Annotated in this window: 21 protein-coding genes and 1 pseudogene; 1 reads left to right on the top strand and 21 read right to left on the bottom strand. The window is 27.6% G+C overall.

The features are described 5' to 3' along the window. Nucleotides 1-97 precede the first annotated feature (97 nt). The 11 genes and pseudogenes from hfq to LPC13_RS14890 all read right to left on the bottom strand — a co-directional run bounded on the left by hfq (nt 98) and on the right by LPC13_RS14890 (nt 11,269). A complete protein-coding gene (gene hfq / locus LPC13_RS14840; protein WP_040419930.1) occupies nt 98-331 on the bottom strand; it encodes an RNA chaperone Hfq in 234 nt (77 codons plus the stop codon). 25 nt (nt 332-356) lie between these two features. Next, nucleotides 357-1,289, bottom strand: coding sequence for a tRNA (adenosine(37)-N6)-dimethylallyltransferase MiaA (gene miaA / locus LPC13_RS14845; RefSeq protein ID WP_005215143.1), 933 nt, complete (start codon nt 1,287-1,289; stop codon nt 357-359). 13 nt (nt 1,290-1,302) lie between these two features. Next, a complete protein-coding gene (gene mutL / locus LPC13_RS14850; protein ID WP_005215142.1) occupies nt 1,303-3,258 on the bottom strand; it encodes a DNA mismatch repair endonuclease MutL in 1,956 nt (651 codons plus the stop codon). Nucleotides 3,259-3,271: 13 nt separating this feature from the next. Continuing rightward, nucleotides 3,272-5,992, bottom strand: a pseudogene (gene mutS / locus LPC13_RS14855) (DNA mismatch repair protein MutS). A gap of 186 nt (nt 5,993-6,178) precedes the next feature. Further along, nucleotides 6,179-8,500, bottom strand: a complete 2,322-nt coding sequence (locus LPC13_RS14860) for a hypothetical protein (protein ID WP_005215138.1) — start codon at nt 8,498-8,500, stop codon at nt 6,179-6,181. After that, nucleotides 8,497-8,727, bottom strand: a complete 231-nt coding sequence (locus LPC13_RS14865) for a hypothetical protein (protein WP_005215136.1) — start codon at nt 8,725-8,727, stop codon at nt 8,497-8,499. The genes LPC13_RS14860 and LPC13_RS14865 overlap by 4 nt, the downstream gene beginning before the upstream one ends. 12 nt (nt 8,728-8,739) lie before the next feature. Next, nucleotides 8,740-9,144 (bottom strand): hypothetical protein, encoded by a 405-nt coding sequence (locus LPC13_RS14870; RefSeq protein WP_234088968.1) that lies wholly within the window; start codon nt 9,142-9,144, stop codon nt 8,740-8,742. 252 nt (nt 9,145-9,396) lie between these two features. After that, the gene (locus LPC13_RS14875) at nt 9,397-9,822 is read right to left on the bottom strand and encodes a hypothetical protein (RefSeq protein ID WP_234088969.1); all 426 of its coding nucleotides are present in this window, start codon (nt 9,820-9,822) and stop codon (nt 9,397-9,399) included. 2 nt (nt 9,823-9,824) lie between these two features. Beyond that, nucleotides 9,825-10,028, bottom strand: a complete 204-nt coding sequence (locus tag LPC13_RS14880; protein WP_234088970.1) for a hypothetical protein — start codon at nt 10,026-10,028, stop codon at nt 9,825-9,827. Then, nucleotides 10,016-10,879 carry a ParM/StbA family protein gene (locus tag LPC13_RS14885; protein WP_234088971.1) on the bottom strand — a complete coding sequence of 288 codons (864 nt, stop codon included), beginning with the start codon at nt 10,877-10,879 and terminating at the stop codon, nt 10,016-10,018. Before LPC13_RS14885 ends, LPC13_RS14880 begins: the two co-directional genes overlap by 13 nt. Nucleotides 10,880-11,071: 192 nt before the next feature. After that, nucleotides 11,072-11,269 (bottom strand): helix-turn-helix transcriptional regulator, encoded by a 198-nt coding sequence (locus LPC13_RS14890; protein WP_234088972.1) that lies wholly within the window; start codon nt 11,267-11,269, stop codon nt 11,072-11,074. A 317-nt stretch (nt 11,270-11,586) separates the two neighbouring features. Between LPC13_RS14890 and LPC13_RS14895 the strand changes: the two genes are divergently transcribed. Then, nucleotides 11,587-11,757: a hypothetical protein gene (locus LPC13_RS14895; protein WP_234088973.1), complete on the top strand. Its 171-nt coding sequence runs from the start codon at nt 11,587-11,589 to the stop codon at nt 11,755-11,757. Between the two features lie 13 nt (nt 11,758-11,770). Here the strand turns inward: LPC13_RS14895 and LPC13_RS14900 are convergent, their stop codons facing one another. From LPC13_RS14900 to LPC13_RS17050, 10 genes are all read right to left on the bottom strand, one after another. Continuing rightward, entirely contained in the window at nt 11,771-12,934 is a 1,164-nt protein-coding gene (locus LPC13_RS14900; protein ID WP_234088974.1) for a helix-turn-helix domain-containing protein, read from the bottom strand. Nucleotides 12,935-12,939: 5 nt separating this feature from the next. Continuing rightward, nucleotides 12,940-13,596 carry a hypothetical protein gene (locus LPC13_RS14905; RefSeq protein WP_234088975.1) on the bottom strand — a complete coding sequence of 219 codons (657 nt, stop codon included), beginning with the start codon at nt 13,594-13,596 and terminating at the stop codon, nt 12,940-12,942. 143 nt (nt 13,597-13,739) lie between these two features. Then, entirely contained in the window at nt 13,740-14,642 is a 903-nt protein-coding gene (locus tag LPC13_RS14910) for a peptidoglycan recognition protein family protein (protein WP_234088976.1), read from the bottom strand. A 53-nt stretch (nt 14,643-14,695) separates the two neighbouring features. Continuing rightward, nucleotides 14,696-14,980, bottom strand: coding sequence for a phage holin family protein (locus LPC13_RS14915; protein ID WP_005215123.1), 285 nt, complete (start codon nt 14,978-14,980; stop codon nt 14,696-14,698). Nucleotides 14,981-14,982: 2 nt separating this feature from the next. Further along, on the bottom strand, nt 14,983-15,273 hold the full coding sequence (locus LPC13_RS14920; protein WP_005215122.1) for a hypothetical protein: 291 nt from the start codon (nt 15,271-15,273) through the stop codon (nt 14,983-14,985). A gap of 454 nt (nt 15,274-15,727) precedes the next feature. After that, a complete protein-coding gene (locus LPC13_RS14925) occupies nt 15,728-16,288 on the bottom strand; it encodes a hypothetical protein (RefSeq protein ID WP_005215121.1) in 561 nt (186 codons plus the stop codon). Nucleotides 16,289-16,456: 168 nt separating this feature from the next. After that, a complete protein-coding gene (locus tag LPC13_RS14930; protein ID WP_005215118.1) occupies nt 16,457-16,657 on the bottom strand; it encodes a hypothetical protein in 201 nt (66 codons plus the stop codon). 221 nt (nt 16,658-16,878) lie between these two features. Further along, entirely contained in the window at nt 16,879-17,082 is a 204-nt protein-coding gene (locus LPC13_RS14935) for a hypothetical protein (RefSeq protein WP_005215116.1), read from the bottom strand. A 71-nt stretch (nt 17,083-17,153) separates the two neighbouring features. Continuing rightward, the gene (locus LPC13_RS14940; RefSeq protein ID WP_147576273.1) at nt 17,154-17,270 is read right to left on the bottom strand and encodes an LPXTG cell wall anchor domain-containing protein; all 117 of its coding nucleotides are present in this window, start codon (nt 17,268-17,270) and stop codon (nt 17,154-17,156) included. A 116-nt stretch (nt 17,271-17,386) separates the two neighbouring features. Beyond that, nucleotides 17,387-19,624, bottom strand: a 2,238-nt coding sequence (locus LPC13_RS17050) for a collagen-like triple helix repeat-containing protein (protein ID WP_267956004.1), incomplete at its 5' end; no start/stop codon positions are given.

Raw genomic sequence — 19,624 nt, forward strand, 5'->3', positions numbered from 1 at the left:
AATTAATATATTTTAAATTATATTACATATTTGTATAAAATTAAAGACTACTGACACTTTGTCAGCAGTCTGAAAGATGAAAGTAAAACTTTCATCTTTAATTATCATTTTCATTTAAGTTAATTAATTTACTAGGAGTAATAGTAGTAATTGCATGCTTATATACCATCATTTGTTTACCTTCACAATCTAAAATAACAGTAAAATTATCAAATCCCTTAACAAAACCTCTTAATTGAAACCCATTTACCAAGTATATTGATACTAAAATTTTATTTTTTCTTGCATTATTTAAAAATATATCTTGCAAGTTATTACTTTCTTTCATTATATTACACCTCCATAAAATTAAATATTTATTTTTTATAATTTAAATCATTAATTATTCTTTCTAATATCTCCTCTTCAGACAATGTATCTTTATCTAGGAAAACCGCTCTTGGGTCTCTTCTAAACCATGTTAATTGTCTTTTAGCATAGTTTCTAGAACCTTGCTTAATCATATCCTTAGCCTCTTCTAATGTTATTTTATTTTCAAGGTATAGAAATATCTCTTTATAACCAATTCCTTGCATAGACTGCATAAATGAATTATACCCCATTTTCTTTAGTTTAATACATTCATCTAACAGCCCTTTTTCAAACATAATATCTACTCTTCTATTAATTCTTTCGTATAACTTTTCTCTATTCATAGTTAATACATAATAGTATACATCATATTCACTATTATAAAACTCTTCTCCTGAATTAAAAGAACTAAATGGTTTATTAGTAACTTTATAGACTTCTAATGCTCTTATAACCCTTTTTCTATTATTATAATGAATTGAATTATAACTTATAGGATCAATCTCCTTTAGCATATCATGTATAAATTTATCACCTTTTTCATCAGCTAGTTCATTTAAATACTTTCTATACTCTTCATCCTTATCAGCTTCAGTAAAATTCATATTACATGTTAATGCATTTATATATAGCCCTGTTCCACCAGTTAATATAGGAAGTTTATTATGTTCTATTAATTCATCCATAACCTTCTGCGCTTTATTTTTAAAATCTACAACAGAAAACTCAACATTAGGATCTACAACATCAATTAAGTGATGATTTATTTCTTTCATTTCTTCCTGCGATATCTTTGCTGAACCTATATCCATATACTTATATATTTGCATAGAATCAGTAGATATAATTTCACCATTCAACTTTTCTGCTAATTTTAATGATAATTCTGTTTTACCTACAGCTGTAGGCCCTGCTAAAACTAATACTTTTTTATTCATGTAAAAAACCTTTCTATACTATTCTTCTAAATTTCTTATCTAATTCATATTCTGTAAATTTAATTATTATAGGTCTACCATGTGGACAATTAAAAGGGTTATCAATATATCTTAAGTCAGAAATAAGTTTTTCCATTTCAATTTGAGTTAAATAATCATTAGCTTTAACAGCTTTTCTACATGCCATACTAGCAATTTTATTTAATTTAACTTCTGTAGTTTTTCCACTTCCTAAATTCTTTAAATTATCTATCATTTCTAATAATAAATTTTTAGCATCTAACTTTCCTAAAAAATAAGGAACTTCCTTTAATGCAATAGTATTACCACCAAATTCTTCAATAGTAAAACCTGAATTAATAAATATATCTATATTTTCTTTATAGCATTCAAAATCATCAAATGACAAATCTACTATACATGGAATTAATAAAGACTGTACAACTATCTCTTTATTTTCTATATCTTTAACATACTTTTCATATATTATCTTTTCGTGAGCTGCATGTTGGTCTATTATATATAATGTATCTAGATGCTCTGCTAATATATATGTTTTATTAAATTGACCTATAATTCTAAGCTTCGGAAACTTAGGAGTCTTATTATCAATTTCAAGCTTAGCAATATTAACTTCATTATCAATAATATTATCACTATCTCTATATTTATTATCTTCATTATCTTTAATTAATATTTCACTTATTGAATTTTTATTTTCAGAAGTAATACTATTATTTTCTGCATTTTTGCCATCTTGAGTATCTTTATTTAAGTTTTTTAACTTATTGTAAAGTTCCTCTTCTTTAATTACATCTTCAATAGTAACACTATTATATACATTTTCAATTGAAGGTTCTCTTTTGCTTATAATTACTTCTTCATTTACTGATGGATTATTATTTTCTTCTATGTTTAACTTAATTTCTTCAAATTCTTCTTGATTTTCTTTTATACTATTCTCTGAAAAAGATTTAAAAATATCCTCTTTTAATGCTGAATGTATGGCATCAAAAACACGTTTATATACTATTCTTTCGTCTTTAAATTTTATTTCAGCCTTTGTAGGATGTATATTTACATCTACAGATTCAGGTGAAACATCAATAAATAAAACAAAAAATGGGAATTTATTTACAGTTGAAAATGATTTAAAAGCATTTTCAGCTGCTGCAACAATAGTCTTATTCTTTATATATCTATTATTTACAAAAATACTCTCATTATTTCTTGACCCTCTAGCAATATCCTCTTTTCCTATATAACCATGTATATATAAACTATCATCTTCGTAATTAAATGGTAATGTATATTCCCAAATATTCTTCCCATAAATAGTTCTAATTACATTACTTAAATTACCATCACCATATGTGTGTATAATCTTTTTTCCATTATTATATAATTTAAAAGAAACATCGGGGTTTGCCAAAGCAATTCTTAATATAATATCATTTATCAAACTCCCTTCTCTTGATGTAGATTTTAAGAACTTTCTTCTTGCTGGAACATTATAAAATAAATCTCTTACTTCCATTACAGAGCCATTATTCATACCTACATCAATTAATGATTTCTTTTCTCCAGCTTCTAAAACTATTTCCATACCTAAATCACAATTTGAAGTTTTACTTCTTAGTGTTAATTTAGAAACAGATGCTATAGATGGAAGAGCCTCACCCCTAAACCCAAGTGTATTTATAGAATAAATATCTTCTACACTTGATATTTTCGATGTTGCATGTGGCATAAAAGCTTTCTCTATATCATCTCTATATATACCATTACCATCATCAATAACTCTTATAAGTGATATACCACCTTCTTCAATCTCTACAGTAATATTCTTAGCATCTGCATCAATAGAATTTTCTACAAGTTCCTTTACAACTGAAGAAGGTCTTTCAACAACCTCTCCAGCTGCAATTTTATTAGAAGTATGTTCATCTAATATATTTATTCTCTTCATATTGATATACCCCTTATTTTAATTTCTTTGCATCTTGCACTATTTTAAATAAGGTATTCATAGCATCTAGAGGTGTCATCATCATAACCTCAATATTTGATATTTCTTTTATTAATGCTTCCTTTTCTATCATTGAAAAGTCCATTTGAATTGTTTCATTTTTAGATTCGTTAAATTTATTAACCTCTTCATTTACTGTATGATAATTTTCTTTATCAAACACATCATTTGATTCTATAGCTTCAACAGCAACTTCTTCTTTTGCTTGTTCTTCATTTTCTACAGCTTCTTCTTTTAACTCTACTTCAAATAATTTATCAATTTCAAAAGATTTATCCTTTTCCAATTTAGCTAAAATAACCTTTGCTCTATTTATAACTTCCTTTGGTAAACCTGCAAGTTTTGCAACTTCTATACCATAAGATTGATCTGCCCCACCTTCAACTATTTTTCTTAAAAATACCACTTGTTCATTTGTCTCTTTTACTGCAACAGAATAATTCTTAACACCTTCAATTATTCCTTCAAGTTTTGTTAACTCATGATAATGTGTTGCAAATAATGTATTACATTTTAACTCTTATTTATTAGAAATATACTCTATAACAGACCATGCTATACTAAGTCCATCATATGTAGATGTTCCTCTTCCTACTTCATCTAATAAAACTAAGCTATCAGAAGTTGCATTTTTTAATATATTAGATACTTCCCACATTTCAACCATAAAAGTAGATTTTCCACCAGCTAAATCATCAGATGCACCTATTCTTGTAAAAATCTTATCGCATACTGAAATATTAGCATAACTTGCTGGTACAAACGAACCTATTTGTGCCATCAATGTTATTAGTGCTACCTGCCTCATATATGTTGATTTACCAGCCATATTAGGGCCAGTTATTAATAAAAATCTATTTTCCTTCTTATTAATATAAGTATCATTTGATACAAACTCTCCATTATTAATAACTTTTTCTACAACTGGATGTCTTCCATTTTTAATATCAATAATACCTTCATTATTTATATTAGGTCTAATATAATCATTTTCCATTGCAACTTTAGCAAGTGTTGTAATAGCATCTAATGATGATATTATATTCGCACTATTTTTAAGCCTTGGTATTTGACTTTCAACTTTATCTCTAAGTTCAACAAATAGTTTGTATTCTAATGCTATTAACTGCTCTTCTGCACCTAATATTTTTTCTTCCATAACTTTCAATTCTTCAGTTATGTAACGTTCTGCATTAGCTAATGTTTGTTTTCTAATATATCTTCCCTCTGGAATAGAACTATAATTTGCTTTAGATATTTCTATATAATATCCAAAAACTTTATTATAACCTATTTTTAGCGATTTAATCCCTGTAAATTCTCTCTCTTTATTTTCTAAAGAAGCAATCCATTCCTTACCATTAAATTTAGCTTCTCTCAAATCATCAACAACTTCTGAATATCCATTTTTAATTATATTTCCTTCCTTAACAGAGGTAGAAGGATCTTCTAAAAGAGCACTTGATAAAATTGAACTAATATCTTCTAATGTATCTAACTTTTCATACCATGAGCTTAAAAGTTCAGATTTACATGTTGAAAGCTTCTCTTTTATTTCTGGTAACTTTTTTAACGAATTATTTAATGAAACTAAATCTTTAGCATTAACATTTTTGTTAGATATTTTACCCACTATTCTTTCTATATCATATATATTCTTTAATAAATCTCTAAGTTCATCAGTAAAATATATATCATCAAACAACTCATCAACAGAATCTAATCTATCATTAATATCCTTTAAACTTATAAGAGGCTCTTCTATCCACTTTCTTAAAGTTCTTCCTCCCATTGTAGTTGATGTTTTATCTAGTACCCATATTAAACTTCCCTTTTTAGATTTTTCTTTTATATTTTCTGTTAGCTCTAAATTTCTTCTCGAACTACTATCTATAGTCATATAATTTACAATATCATATGTTGTAAGTACATTAATATTAGTTAAATTAATCTTTTGCGTATCTAATATATATTTAAGTAATATTGAAGAGGCATACTTACTAACAGCATTTAGCCCCGATACTTCTACTTCACTAAATTGTTGTATAAGTTCGTAATCATCACACTTAAATGTCTTGATATCTTTTTTTGTAATTAAACAGTTGTTAACACTTCTAATATCATTCAATGTATCTTCGCTAAAATTAATATCTACAACAATTTCTTTAGGTAATATTTTTGATATCTCATCTAATAATGTTGTTTTTAAATTCTTAAAAAATGTAGTTTTAAACTCTCCAGTAGAAATATCTGAAGATGCAATTCCAAAATATCCATCTTCTTCTACTATACTCATAATATAAGTGTTTTTATATTCTTCATCAGTTGAATTTTCTATAAATGTTCCTGGTGTTATTATTTTAATTACATCTCTTTTAACTATACCTTTAGCTTGAGCTGGATCTTCAACCTGTTCGCATATTGCTACTTTATACCCCTTAGATACTAATCTTGATATATAGTTAGCAGCAGCATGGAATGGAATTCCACACATAGGAGCTCTTTCTTCTAATCCACATTCTCTTCCTGTTAACACTAATTCTAACTCCCTAGAAGCTGTCTTAGCATCATCAAAAAACATTTCATAAAAGTCTCCTAATCTATAAAATAAAATGCAATCTTGATAATTTTCTTTAATCGTCATATATTGTCTCATCATCGGTGTTAAAGCCAATTTACATTCCTCCTAATACTTTCCATTACATAATCACGACTTTAAGCCATTTGTATTGATTATACACCATCTTAAATTGAATATAAAGTAAAGAAAGTGAAAGATGTTTTTGCCGTTTTTTTGCCGTCAAAACTTTACTTTACTAGAAGAATTATAAATTAAAAGGACTAGGGGTAATTCCCTAGTCTATACAGGTTTAGGTAACTTAGTTATAAAACTAGTGAAACCTTTTGAATATTGAATTAAATTTAAGCTACTGTATTGTTCCATACTGTCTAAATCTTCATAAGTAAAATCTTCTCCTATTTCTTCTTTAAAGTAAGTAAAATCTTCTTTTAAACTACCTTTTAACATCATAAAACTTGCTCCAGCACTCTTTAAATCTTCTATAAATTGTTTACTAAGCTGAAATAATCTTTGTCCTGTTAAAACTGGTTTAAATCCATACTTTCTTGTTTCGGTTATAATAGAATCTAAATACATTTCTGCTGTATGAATCTGACTCAATTCATCTATTATAATATGAGTTCGTGTGGGCTTCTTATAAATGTCTCCCCTAGTTTCAACACTTGTCCATAGCTTAGTCATTAAAAAAGTACATATAACATTTTTAACATACTTTTTAAATTTACTTTGAGGTAGCCTTATTAATACAACTTTCCCTTGCTCCATTAGATCAATGAAATTAACATTATCATCTGGTGCTTTATTAAACATCATTTTCAAATAAAAATCCCTTTTAAGTAATGTCATTCTATCTAATACACCTTCGATTTTACTTTCCCTAGTACCAATCTTTTCTGATGGTGTATCTTTTGTTGCTTTTGACCATTCATCTAACTCTTCAAGCGCTGATATATCTTCCTCAAATTTCTTTATATACTCTTCAGGAATATTATTAATGATATTCCCCCTGTATTTATGGTCCGTTAAACATCTTATTATGTCTTTAAAAGTTGCATTCTCTTTAATTGTAAAAACTATATCACAAGCTGACATCAGGAACCGTTCCATCTTTGGGGAAAATGGATCTCCATTTAAATTAATTGAATTAACTAATTCTAAAGTCAATTGACTTTTCTTATTAGCAACTTCATATTTGCTTTCAAATGTGTCTTCCTTAAATTTCAATTCATTATAAGAAAAGCTTTGTAAATTCTCTACTTTAGAGAAATCCAAAATAACCAACTTATCCTTTGGTACTACTGTTTCAATATCTCTACTCATTTCACAGTTCTTAATATAATCTAATACAAATATACTTTCATTCCTACTCATAGCATACTTACAGTAGTTAGCTAGATAGGTGGATTTCCCTCCACCTTGTCTGCCTAAAATCATTAGTGGCAATGAACCTATGTCATAATCATCTTCTAAATATGTGTTAATAACATTTCCTTTATTTCTATTCTCCCCCAAAGAAATGTATCCTACTTTTAATTCATCTGGTACTGCTGCTTCTTCTACTGTTATATGATCTATTTTGTGCTGATTAAGAAGTGTTCTAGCTGGTATTTGTATAAAATTAGAACCTTCTTCAACTGACACTGTACTTATCTTAGTATTATAATTATATTGTTCTAATGTAAAAGGTGTCTTAACCCTATCAGATACTAATTCATTATCACCATCTATGCTTCTAAAAGCTTGAGTAACTGCAATAACATTATTATTTTTCCTAGTATCATCAATACTATCACTTATAACTCCTATTTGAGTATTAATTACAGTTGAATCCTTTTTCTTCTTAGTAGCCACACTTAATTCATCTTGCTTCTCCAAAATTCCTAAAACTACATTATACATACTTTCCTTAGATTCTTTATTGCTACCACCAGTAAAGTCATTAATTACTTCTATTACTGCATTTATTGTATCTAAAATATAAATTAAAGTATTTCTACAAATAGCATTAATACTAAATATATTTTTATCTATAGATTTTCTTTCTCTTATCTTATTCATGGTGTTGTTATATCTATCAATCCAGTTGAATTGTGGATTAGATACAAAGTTATAAATAATAGTTACTCTATCATCATCTTTCATTATATCCATTACATTTAAAATAGAGTTTAAAGGCTCATTACTTCTAAAATCAGTATTAAGGCTTAAAGCATCTTCTTTCTTATAACTTAACTCATAATACTCTGCATTTTTAGTAAATCCATTTATAGGATCATCTAAAATCTTAACTGTAGCCTTTGACCATATCTCGCATATTTTCTCTAGAATAACATTAACAAATGGCTTTGGAACTATAAAATAAAAACTGGCATTGCTTTTATTAATGTCTATAACATAACTAATTTTAAAGTTAGTTTTAAAAAACAACTTTTTTTGTTCAATTTTAATCATCTTATCTGCTCTTTTAAATGTATAAGCTATTGCTTTAGCTATATTCGCACTATTATAATTTCTAATGCTCTTATGTGGAATAACTTGTATATAACTATATTCTGGTTTTACTAACTCAAAATACTTACTTAGTTTTATACTCTTAATCATAGGAAAGCACTTCCTATAGCTTCTAATACAATATAAACTATAAAGCTTACTGTGCAATACTTGCCAGCTTTCTTTAATCCAGATATATACAACACTAATGAAATCATACAGATAATTAAGCATATCCAAAAAGCATTTACTACTACTCCTGATAAGATCCACTTTAAAAGTTTTAAAATTGAATTTTTTAAGCCTAAAACTATTTCATTAGAAATATTTTCAACCATTTATTTTACCTCCTATGAAAATAAATCTTTAATTAATTGGAAAACAGTAGGTAATAAATAAAATGCTGCAAATAATCCAATCCACTTTAGAGCTACTGGTAATAACGCATTCTTTCCTCTACCTTCTTTAAATACAGCCACTAATATCTCTAATAAGCACCCTAATAAGCATACCCAAAATCCTATTCTTTGTATTAATCCTAAAAATATAAAGCCTGCATTATCCATCTTAGCCATTGTTTCGCTCACATCTGCCATAACCTTAGTAGAATAATTAAGTCCTGCTATTAAAAACACTGCGCATCTAGTTAACTTTTTATCTCTAAGCACAACTTTAGCAAACTCTTCATTATAAATTTTTTTAGAAAAGTCTTTACTATAAATTAATTTATTATTTAAAGTAATTCCTACCTCCATAATTCCCCCTGAATATTATTTATAGAATTGGTTAAAATATTAATATTAATTTTGTCGGAGGTGTTTCATGTTTACTTTCGCATTAGGTTACTTTGCATGCTTTGCTGTTGTATCTGCAATAGTAATTTTTAGTTAATTTAATAAAATAGTCATTTTTTTAATGTTTATCGCATAAATTACTTGTAGAAACAAGTTTCAAAAGTAATTACTTGGCCCTAAGTCTTGCCATTAAGATTTAGGGCTATTTTATTGCTATTTTTCTATAAAATAAATACATCCATCCTGCCTAAACTCTTCATCTTCTTCATCTAATGCAAATTTCACTCTTCTATTCAATTTAGTACCTTCTGGAGTAACTACTGTAGCTCTTATTATTCCCAATAGATTATTTTCAACATTTAATACTTCACAATGTTGCCAACCTTCTATATCATCTACATAGACTAACCATGTGTATTCGTGTCGCTCATATTCCATAAAGTATTTCTTGCAATCTTCATTATCTCCTTGATTTATTTTTATATAATGAATCTTATTATTTTTAAAATGTTTAAATAGTTCAATCCCATTAACTTGAAAATATCTTCTTCCAATATATCTATTATCAGCCTCTTCAACTTCCCAATACTTACATCCAATAAATTCTGCTACTTCTTTGTAATTATTAAATATTTTCATATCTACCCTCCGATAATATCATTAATTCCATCAAAAATATCATCATTTGAGTTTCTCTCTTTGCTATCTATAGATGTGTTATTTATAATTCCTTTAAGTATATCTTTCACATATCCACTTATGCTACTATGCTTTTTTAATTCTTTATAAAGCTCAATATCCTCAGGTGTATTCTTGAAGTTAATTACTATCCTCATTCTTTCCATTTAGCTTCACCTACCTTTTTAAATCCATTTGCATTTGCAAATAGGTAATCTTTTATTGCTTCTAATCCTGGTATATTACTTAATGGGGCCTTTAGAAGCTTACTCCCTCCACCGCTTAACAAAACTTTACTTGTCCTTATAGGAAAATTTCTTAATTCATTCATTAGATCAATTATAAATGCATTAATTATCGGCTTTATAAAAGTAAAAGATATTTCCTCGTTATCAACTTTTAAACCCTCTCTCATTATTACTTCAATATCTTCAAGTTCTAATTTCAAAGTATAAGTTGCATTAAGATAATCTCTTATCTGGTTATAAAGTTCTATCATACCTTTCCCTATAGTTGTACACTTATCTAATTTACCATTTTTAAAGCTAACTATATTAATGGTTCCTCCACCAATGTCAATAATTACACAGTTTTTAGGTCTATTAACTAAATTAAAATAAGCTCCTGCTCCTTCTGGAAATACTATTAAATCTTCTATAATTATTTTTTTATATGTTCCATTCAATATAATGTCATGCATTTTTTGATTTAATAACTTATTCTTAAATATTTCTCTATTAGTTTTATAGGCTAGTGCAGGAAGTCCAACAACTGCTTTAAAGCAAGTATCTTTTTGTAATGCTAATGAATATAAAAATAAAATTTCATTAGTTTCTTTATTAGCTTTATCATAGTTATTTTCAAGTTTTCCTTCTCTCATGTAATACTTAATTCCTTCGTACTCTAAAACATCTCCGGTAGAGCCTAAGATGTTTTCTACAACTGTATACCTACTAGGAAATATATCCTCTTCACTTGTCTTTACGTTCCAGTTTCCCAAATCGACTCCAAGTATCATCATTACACCTCTTCTCACATTTATTGCCTTTGTATGGCATTCATTTTTAATGAAGTGTGTGTCCTTGCTTGTCTTTATACTTTAATGTATGCCTTATGTATTTAAAAGTTGACTACTTAATCGATTTTTTTTATTTTTTTATTTTTAATTGATTAAATAGTCTATTAAATCATAAAAAAAGAGAAGCTATACTCACTGCTCCTCTATTAAATCTTCTATTTTTATATTTAGTTTTTTCGCTATTTTATATGCAGTCTCCAATGTTGGTTGACTCTTGTTAGATTCATACCTAGAATATTGTTGATTGTTTATACCTAAGTATTCTGCAAAATCTTTAGCATATCTATAACCTAATTTTAATCTTATTTCTAATAATCTATTTTTAACCATAACACCACCCCTATAATATTTATTCTATGAGATGTTTAAATTTCCTTTTAATGTAAAACATATTAATGAGGTGATATATTTGATATTTAATTTAATTATTTTTATATTAATTGTAATTTTACTTGCTCTTGTTACTACTCTTTTTACTATTAGTTGTATTCTGCTTTATTTTTATAACACTCTTGAAAAAATTAATAATCTACATATTGAATTAAATAAAGATACTATAAATAAATAATAGTATTATACTAATATTTATTTTTACATTGATAGCAAACATATATTCTGTTATCCTTTAAATAGAGGATGGTGGAATTATGAAGAAATGTATTGTTCAATATAAAGATGTAAATGAAAATTATAACTGCTGGTGTAATAGTAGTTGGTGTGATAATTGTTCTACTAAGGATTTAAGAAGTGAAAATACTTGTGAAATTACTCCTGGTGGGTATTGTTGCTGTAGACTTTGTGGAGAAAGAAATAAATAAAGGTAGCATATTGCTACCTTTGATTTACAACTTTTAAGTTTATTATTTTATTATTTTCCCCAAAGAAATTATCTCCTAGACAAAATAATTTTTCTGCTTCTATAGCATTAAGTGATAGTATATCCAAAACCTTTTGCTTATTTAGAATATTATTTTCTAATAGCAGATTTAAGCCTTGCTTTATCAAATAAGGTTCTTCTATCTTTATAACATCATCTAATGGTTCTTTTCTATAATAATTATACTTTATCATCTGTGAATTTAAATATCTAATTTGATTGTCTGTAAGAATATTTGCATCACTACACCTTCTGATCATAGCACTAATAGATACCTTCCATCTTTCTTTTAATATAACAAAATGATTTATAGAGGATGATATAACTTCCTTATTAAATGAACTTAATGGCAATAAAAAAGCTGCTGCAAATTGGTTTGCTTCTAGTTCTATTTTATCTAAGGTATTTTTATTTGATAAATCATCTTGATTAATGTGTCTATGCATAATTAAATGTCCTAATTCATGTGCTAAGTCAAATCTTGATCTAACTGCAGAATTTTTATCAGAACCTAAGACTATATAAGGCACCCCTTGATACCATCTAGAAAAAGCATCTACTTTTTTGTTGTTAAATTCTAATCTGCTAATAGTAAATCCATTTTTTTGTAGTAAATTTACCATATTCCCTATTGGACCATCTCCCAAGTTCCAATATTGTCTTAACCTTGTAGCAATTTCCTCAATTTTCAAACTATCAAGTTCATCATCAATTAATAAATCATCAAAATTAGGTAAATTTAATTCTGGTAATTCCAAATATTCACCTAAAAAATTTCTTACATTATCAATCCAGTATATTCTAACTTTAAAAGCTTCTTTTACTTTTTTTGTAATATTTTTATTACTTCTAAAATATGTGGCACTACTACTCATACTATTATCAATAACATTAGGATTGTAAAAAAATGTTGATGGAAAATCTAATTCTCGTATAATATTCATTAAAATAGGAGCACTAGGAGTTGATGTGCCAATCTCATATTGTGAAATAGCTTGGCTTGATACTCCTATTTTTTCTGATAATTCAGATAATGACATAGCTCTAGCAATTCTTGCTTCTCGAATTTTAGCTGGTATAATTTTATTGTTTAACCTATTAATTTCTATTGTATTCATTAAAATCACCTTTCATTGCTGACGAATTTTAATGCCTCTTCTTTCATTCTTACTATTTGTTGTTCCACTTCTGGTTCATCCTTACTTCCACTAATCCAACGATAGTATTCATCTAACAAATCAATATTCACTATTGTATAGTCCATGCTTGAATTTGGCATTAATAAATCTAAATGATCAATTTCTCCACCTTTAACACTAAATCCAATTATAAAATACCTCTTATCATCTTCTAATTTAACCTTAACTTCATCAAAATTAAATTTCAACTGTATATCTTCTTTAGAGTTATTCCTACACTCGAATTTTCGGTACTTTGATTTATTAGGTAAAGAAAACTTTTTAAGTGTTTTAGCTATGCTAAGTCTATATTTTCTATCCTCTAATATCAAAGTATTATATCCAAAATTATTAACTTTATTTATATTTATTTTCAAAGGAAACTTTTCTTTTAATGTCTCATCTTCATATTGTCTATAGACTAAAAAAGTTAATAATCTGGCATCTATATTTTTGAAAAACTTTGAGTTTATCATTTCTGGATTTTCTTGTAATAATCTATTATAAGCACTTATTCCCACATAAAATATTTCGTAAATTTTTCCTTTCACTTCATTTGAAATAAAATTGGAATAGTATAAGGTGTAATTTTCTTCTCTCATAAAATCTCTCCTTCTAAATTTATTTTATAATTTATACCTTTAGGAAAAGTTTATCAAATATTTTTGCTTTTTTCAACTATTTCGTCAAGTAAATTAAAAAAAGGCTAGTAAGTAAGATTCCTCCTACCTACTAGCCTTAATAATTACTCTACTATCTTTTTAATTTCTTCTAATTTAACCTCTAGATCTTCACATCTCTTTTTAATAGCTTCTATACTATCATTTTTACATATCTTTCTACTTTCGCAGAATCCATATTGTAAGTAATGATGTAGTCCACTTGTATATGTTCCTTTTTTAACTGCTGCTGCAACATCAGGATTTAATTCTAAATAAGCACCTTCATTATATTGTGCTGGTATTGGTGGTAAAGCTTGTCTACCTTCCTTTTTACCATACTTCTCATAATGTAAATATGGATTATCTTTATAAGTCTTATTTGCGGCTACATCAGGATACTTCTTTAAGTACCAGTTTGCTGAAAAAATATACATACTATAATTCATCTCCTCTTTATTTAATTCTGAATTTTGATTAGTCCCATTATTTAAATAAAATTGAACCCTATCTACAAAAACATTCCATTGTCCAGTTTCTCTTATTGTTTCAGGACAGTTTTTACCACTCCACTTATTATGTTGATGAACGTATCCATTTGCTGAATTAATCCCCCTTCTTTTAAGTATATCAGCAGTTAACATTGCTGCATTATCTTTAGCTGTTTCAAAATTACTATCTGGATTAACACATATTTCAATCGATATGGTTTTTCTATTACCATTTCCATTTGATCCATCTCCACTTTGCCAGGTAGTCTCACCTTCTGGAACTAATCTATATGCCTCCTTATCATCCACTACATAATGATAACTTTCTTCTGCATTCCATCCTCCATTTACAGTTTTGTAAATAGAATGATTTTTTGCTCCTGCTCCATTATTTCTATTTCCTGTTTCATGTATAGTAACACCTATAAATCCAAGCAATGGTAAACAAGGCCTAGCATTCGTATTAGCTGGTATTAAAGTTTCTATAATTTTAACCATTAATCTCCCTCCTTAAAATATAAAATAAAAGAAGACCATATAGGCACTTTCAATTATTCTGATTTATTTAATTGTTTATATGTTTGATTTACTCCAACAGCTACACCCCAACAAAGTATTCCATATAACAATCCATTAACTATAGTATCTAAAGATACTTTGTATTGAGTATTTATAATATTTAATAATACAGCTATAGTAATTGCAAATAACATTAACAATGAAGTTATAAACTTATCTGGTACAGTTTCTAACTTTTTAAGAAATACACCCATTACATAAGTTGCAACAATAACAATAATTAAAAACTCCGGTATAAAAGTTAATAAATTTTCCATGATTAACACGCTCCTCTTTCTTCTTCTAATCCATCAATACGCTTATGCGCTGATTTTACACTTTCTTCATTTCTTATAACTCTCTCTTTAAGTTCTGTCACTTCTCTATCCCTAGCTTTATTATCTAATCTTATTTCATCTACAGCAGTTGCTATGTAATCTAATTTAGCCCTAGTATCTGCTTCCTCTCTTGTATCTGCTCTAATATCATTTGTACGATTTCTTTGAAAAGTAAAATAACTTATTCCTGCTCCTATAATGCTACAAATTAATGCAATGCTTATTGTTTCCATCTTTACACCTTCCTTTTATTTTTTTGTATTAAAAAAGAGCCTTTCGGCTCCTAACTTTTCCATGAATATATTTAATATCCCTTCATAAAATATTACTGTGAATTATTTCACCCACTTTAAGAGAATAAGTTGATTGCTACGGGATTTAATTAACAACTTATTCTCTTTTAAGGAAGTTATATTTTATCTGACTTCTTTAATAACCTATTCAGTTTCTTTAATAAAAATAAGTTTAGAGATAATAGAAATATAATATTATTAACGACTTAACTATATTTAATATTCTTGGAATCACTCATCTATTATATCTATTCTTATTTTTATTTTTCATATATATCAATTTTAAGTAACAATTTTTATCAATTACGTACTAAAAAAATACCGCATATTAATTTTTAATAATACGGTATTTTCATAGTTAAATATTTAATTTTATCCTCGTAATACTTTTAAATTACTCATATGGGCTTTTAATAGGTTTTTGCTCAACTTTCCATGGAGTGGTATCCTTAAGATTATAGACACAAGTTCCATCCCTACTATATCCATCAATTTCAAATTCAGTGCCTTCAAAGCCATTCATATAGACAAGCCAGATTCTCGTGCCACCAGCTTCAATTATTTTTGCCATTTTAACTTCTGAACTATTAACTTGTTTTACACTTACCGTTTCTATCTCATTATTTAATATCACTCCAAAATATATTGGTAATGAAGTTTGCTTAATTGCAGGAAAGTATTGAACTGTTAAATCCCTTGCATCAAAGCCATCAATTGAGGAAACTCCACTGTATAAATCCTTATATCCAAATAAGTTTTTATTAACAAAGGCTGTGAAAAGATATTCTTTAAAATTCCCTGTACTAATGCCGAAAATAATACTTCCTTTATCGGTAGGTTCCTCATAAATTATTCTATGATTACTAGTTGTTTCAATATTCAAAGCTGCTTCTATACTTTTTTCCCTACCATTACTATTAATCACTATAAAGGTTGAAATTACTATTACAGTCATGATTAATGTAATAATTAATATAAATTTCTTCTTTATAATAATCCCCCCATTTTATTTTTGTTTAGAGAACATTGCTTTAAAACTGTTCACAAAACCTACTTTACAAATTCTTGTTTATAGAGAAGTTTAATACTCAACTAACTCGCATAACTTTAAAGTTTTCTATAATTATTTTATTTTTATATTTCTTATTGCATCTACTAGAATGCATGTACACACCACTATTATTCCACATAGTATAGATATTGCTGTAACGATTAGTCCAATATCACCTGGACCTGCTCCTATAGCATATCCTACATTTATGGATAGAAATTCAACTAAAAAATATGTTATAAAACCTATAATTATAAAAAGTATATACTTCATTATACCAACTCCTTTATATTTATTATTTTTTATTTAAGATTATTCATATTTATAACAACTTCATATTCCAAACAAGTATCCCCAATACTCCACCTACAGTTAAGCATAATAATAACCAACCTGTCTTATTAGAATTTACACTTATTTTTTTATCCATAATAAATCAACCACTCCTTATACTACTTTAGTTCATCTTTAGTTTAAAATTATTCATCAATAATTTATTTTCCACAGTATTCTTTTATTGTATCAATTATTGTGTATGTACAGTAAATTATAGTTGATATAATGGATAGTCCTATTATTGCGAGTGCTGCATCTTTTCCATTAAATCTAAATAGCTCAATGAACATAAAAAGAAATCCCCAGATAATTACTATTCCAAATAAAAATGATTTTATAAGATTTTTATAAATTTTATTCATATATATCCCCCTCTTTTAACTCTAATAATCTACGAACTTAAAATAATACATTGGTTCGTCTAAGTTTAACATTATGACTTATTTCTTTTTTTCATATAGATTAATAAGCCTACTCCAATAATAATTATAATTCCAATACTAATAAGTAAAGGTGATACTTTAATAGCAACTAACTCTGCTTCTACCATCTAATTCATTCCTTTCAATTTAAGTATATTCACGAAAAATTAATACAATTATGAGTTAATTATAGCATATTTTGTAAATATAATACTATTAAATTTTCAAAGATTACTTTTATAAATTACTTTTCTAATTTTGCAAGTATTTCTCTAACTTCTTCTCTATATCTTGCTGGTACTTGCTCTATTGTTTTAAGTCCTCTTTGTACCATAGCTACATACATATCTACCATTTTACTCACGCTCCTTTCTAAAGACATAGTTTGTGGTATCATTTCTAAGATGGGTTCTAACATTGTATATACTTCATCTGTAGCCATCATTGTTGTATCTATTAATATGTCTTGAGTATTATTTACTTCTTTAATTTCTTCATTTTCTAAACTTAATGTGATAACTTCCTCATTTAAAGCTACATTCTTAGCACCTAAACTTTGTATAGCTTTACCACCGTCTAAAGGTGCTTTAGCTTTTATAGTTCCATCTAATCCACCAGTTACAAACAAGTGAGTTAAATCCTTGTAAGTTGGTTGCTTTATTTCTTCTAATATAGTTGTTTCTATTAATTGTGGAGTATCTAATTCATATATCACATAAAGATCTTTTACCCATGCTTTTATACCTTCTAAATCAGACGTAGAAAGCCTATTCTTAGCCACTTTAAAAGCTATTCTACTTGGATGTAAAGAAATCCACTCAAAATCTTTAGTAGTCAGAGATGAGTACTCTGTCTTTGTTAAAATTTTATTATTTAAATAATTCATACTATAACGTTTAAAATCAGAGATATATCCTTCTAAGTTAAAACCTATATAATTATCACTTGAACCCCAATTTAATGTCCAATCCTCTGAACCATTAAACGTAACCGTTTGATTTAGGTTCTTCTCAACAACATATTTACCTTTCTCATTATCCCAGAACAACCTATCAGCAACATCACCAGCTTTGCATAACTGGCAAGGTAATAAAATTGTTGTTTTATGAGTTTTAGGTGTAATTGTTAATAATTCTTCTTCATTATAAAAATTCCTACTCTCAATCTCAATCTTATACTGTTCTCTACCTTCACCATCAAGAATAGGTTGCCCGCTTTCATCTACATATAACTCACCTAGATGTTGGATATTTGATAAATCAGCTTTATGATAGGGTTCATAGGGTAATGGACTAGTACCTTTTACAATTTGATACGGTGTATTCACATCTCTAATGCTAACTTTAATGTATTTAGCATTAGAAGGTAATGTAAAATTACTAGCCGATACATCAGTAGGGTGGTTTAAATAAGATATTGTTTGCTTTCCACTTATGAAATTCTTATTTTCATCATATGCACATACAATAACTGTCCTAGAACCGTGTACATAATAACTTTCAGTTGGGTTAATTTCTATAAAATCAGTACAAATACAGTTATTGTCCACCATAGTATAACCCGAAGTCGTATCTAAATTATAATTACCTATAAAACTATGAATAATATTGACGCTATCAGTATCATCCTGCAAAGTATTACCCCATATTTCAACTTCTCTGAGATATCCTTCTTTAGTGTACTCTATAGATAAGTTTTCACCTTGAACTGTACTCCATACTACATCATCATTTGTGTGTACGAAGTCTTCTATTTTTTCACTAGACCATGTAGAAATTTTAGAAATAGTAGTATCATCTATATTAGCATTTCCTCCACCTACTCCATTTTCTTCTATAGCTTGTACTCTTTCTTCTACAGAAATTACCTTTGTGTTAATTTGTTCGTATTGCGCATTAATTTTTTCCTCAAAAGCTGTCATATCTGGTGTATCGCCTTTAGGGCCTTGAGGGCCTTGTATCCCTTGTTCTCCTTGTGGTCCTTTCTCCCCTTGTAATCCTCTTTCTCCCTGTGGACCTTGTAATCCTCTTTCACCTTGAATACCTTGCGGCCCTTGCTCCCCTGTAGCTCCTGTAAACTCTCCATTTTCAAGTTTACTTTCTAATAACAACTTAAACTCTTCTCTTTTCTGTTCTGCTGCATCTCTAACTTTTTCGGCTGCAATCATATCATCATTAAGTTTTCTAATAGCTGAATCACCGGCTATTATCCTTTTTTCATACTCATCTAAGTTAGCAAAAGCAGTAACTACATATTCATCTAACTGCTCCAACACTTCAATCTTGCTTATGCTTTGAATTATTTCTCTATCTAAGCTTGTTCCAACCTGAAAATAAAAAAGAACAGTAGAAATTCTTCCACTATCCTTTATAATTAATTGATTAGTTGTTATGCCTGGATAAGCCACTCCCTGCTCATCTACTATAATTTTAAATTTTCCATCTTCATAAATAATATCTTTAGTCTGCCTAATTCTATTATT

It is taken from the genome of Clostridium celatum, assembly GCF_021412605.1.
GTDB classification, from domain to species: Bacteria; Bacillota; Clostridia; order Clostridiales; family Clostridiaceae; genus Clostridium; species Clostridium celatum.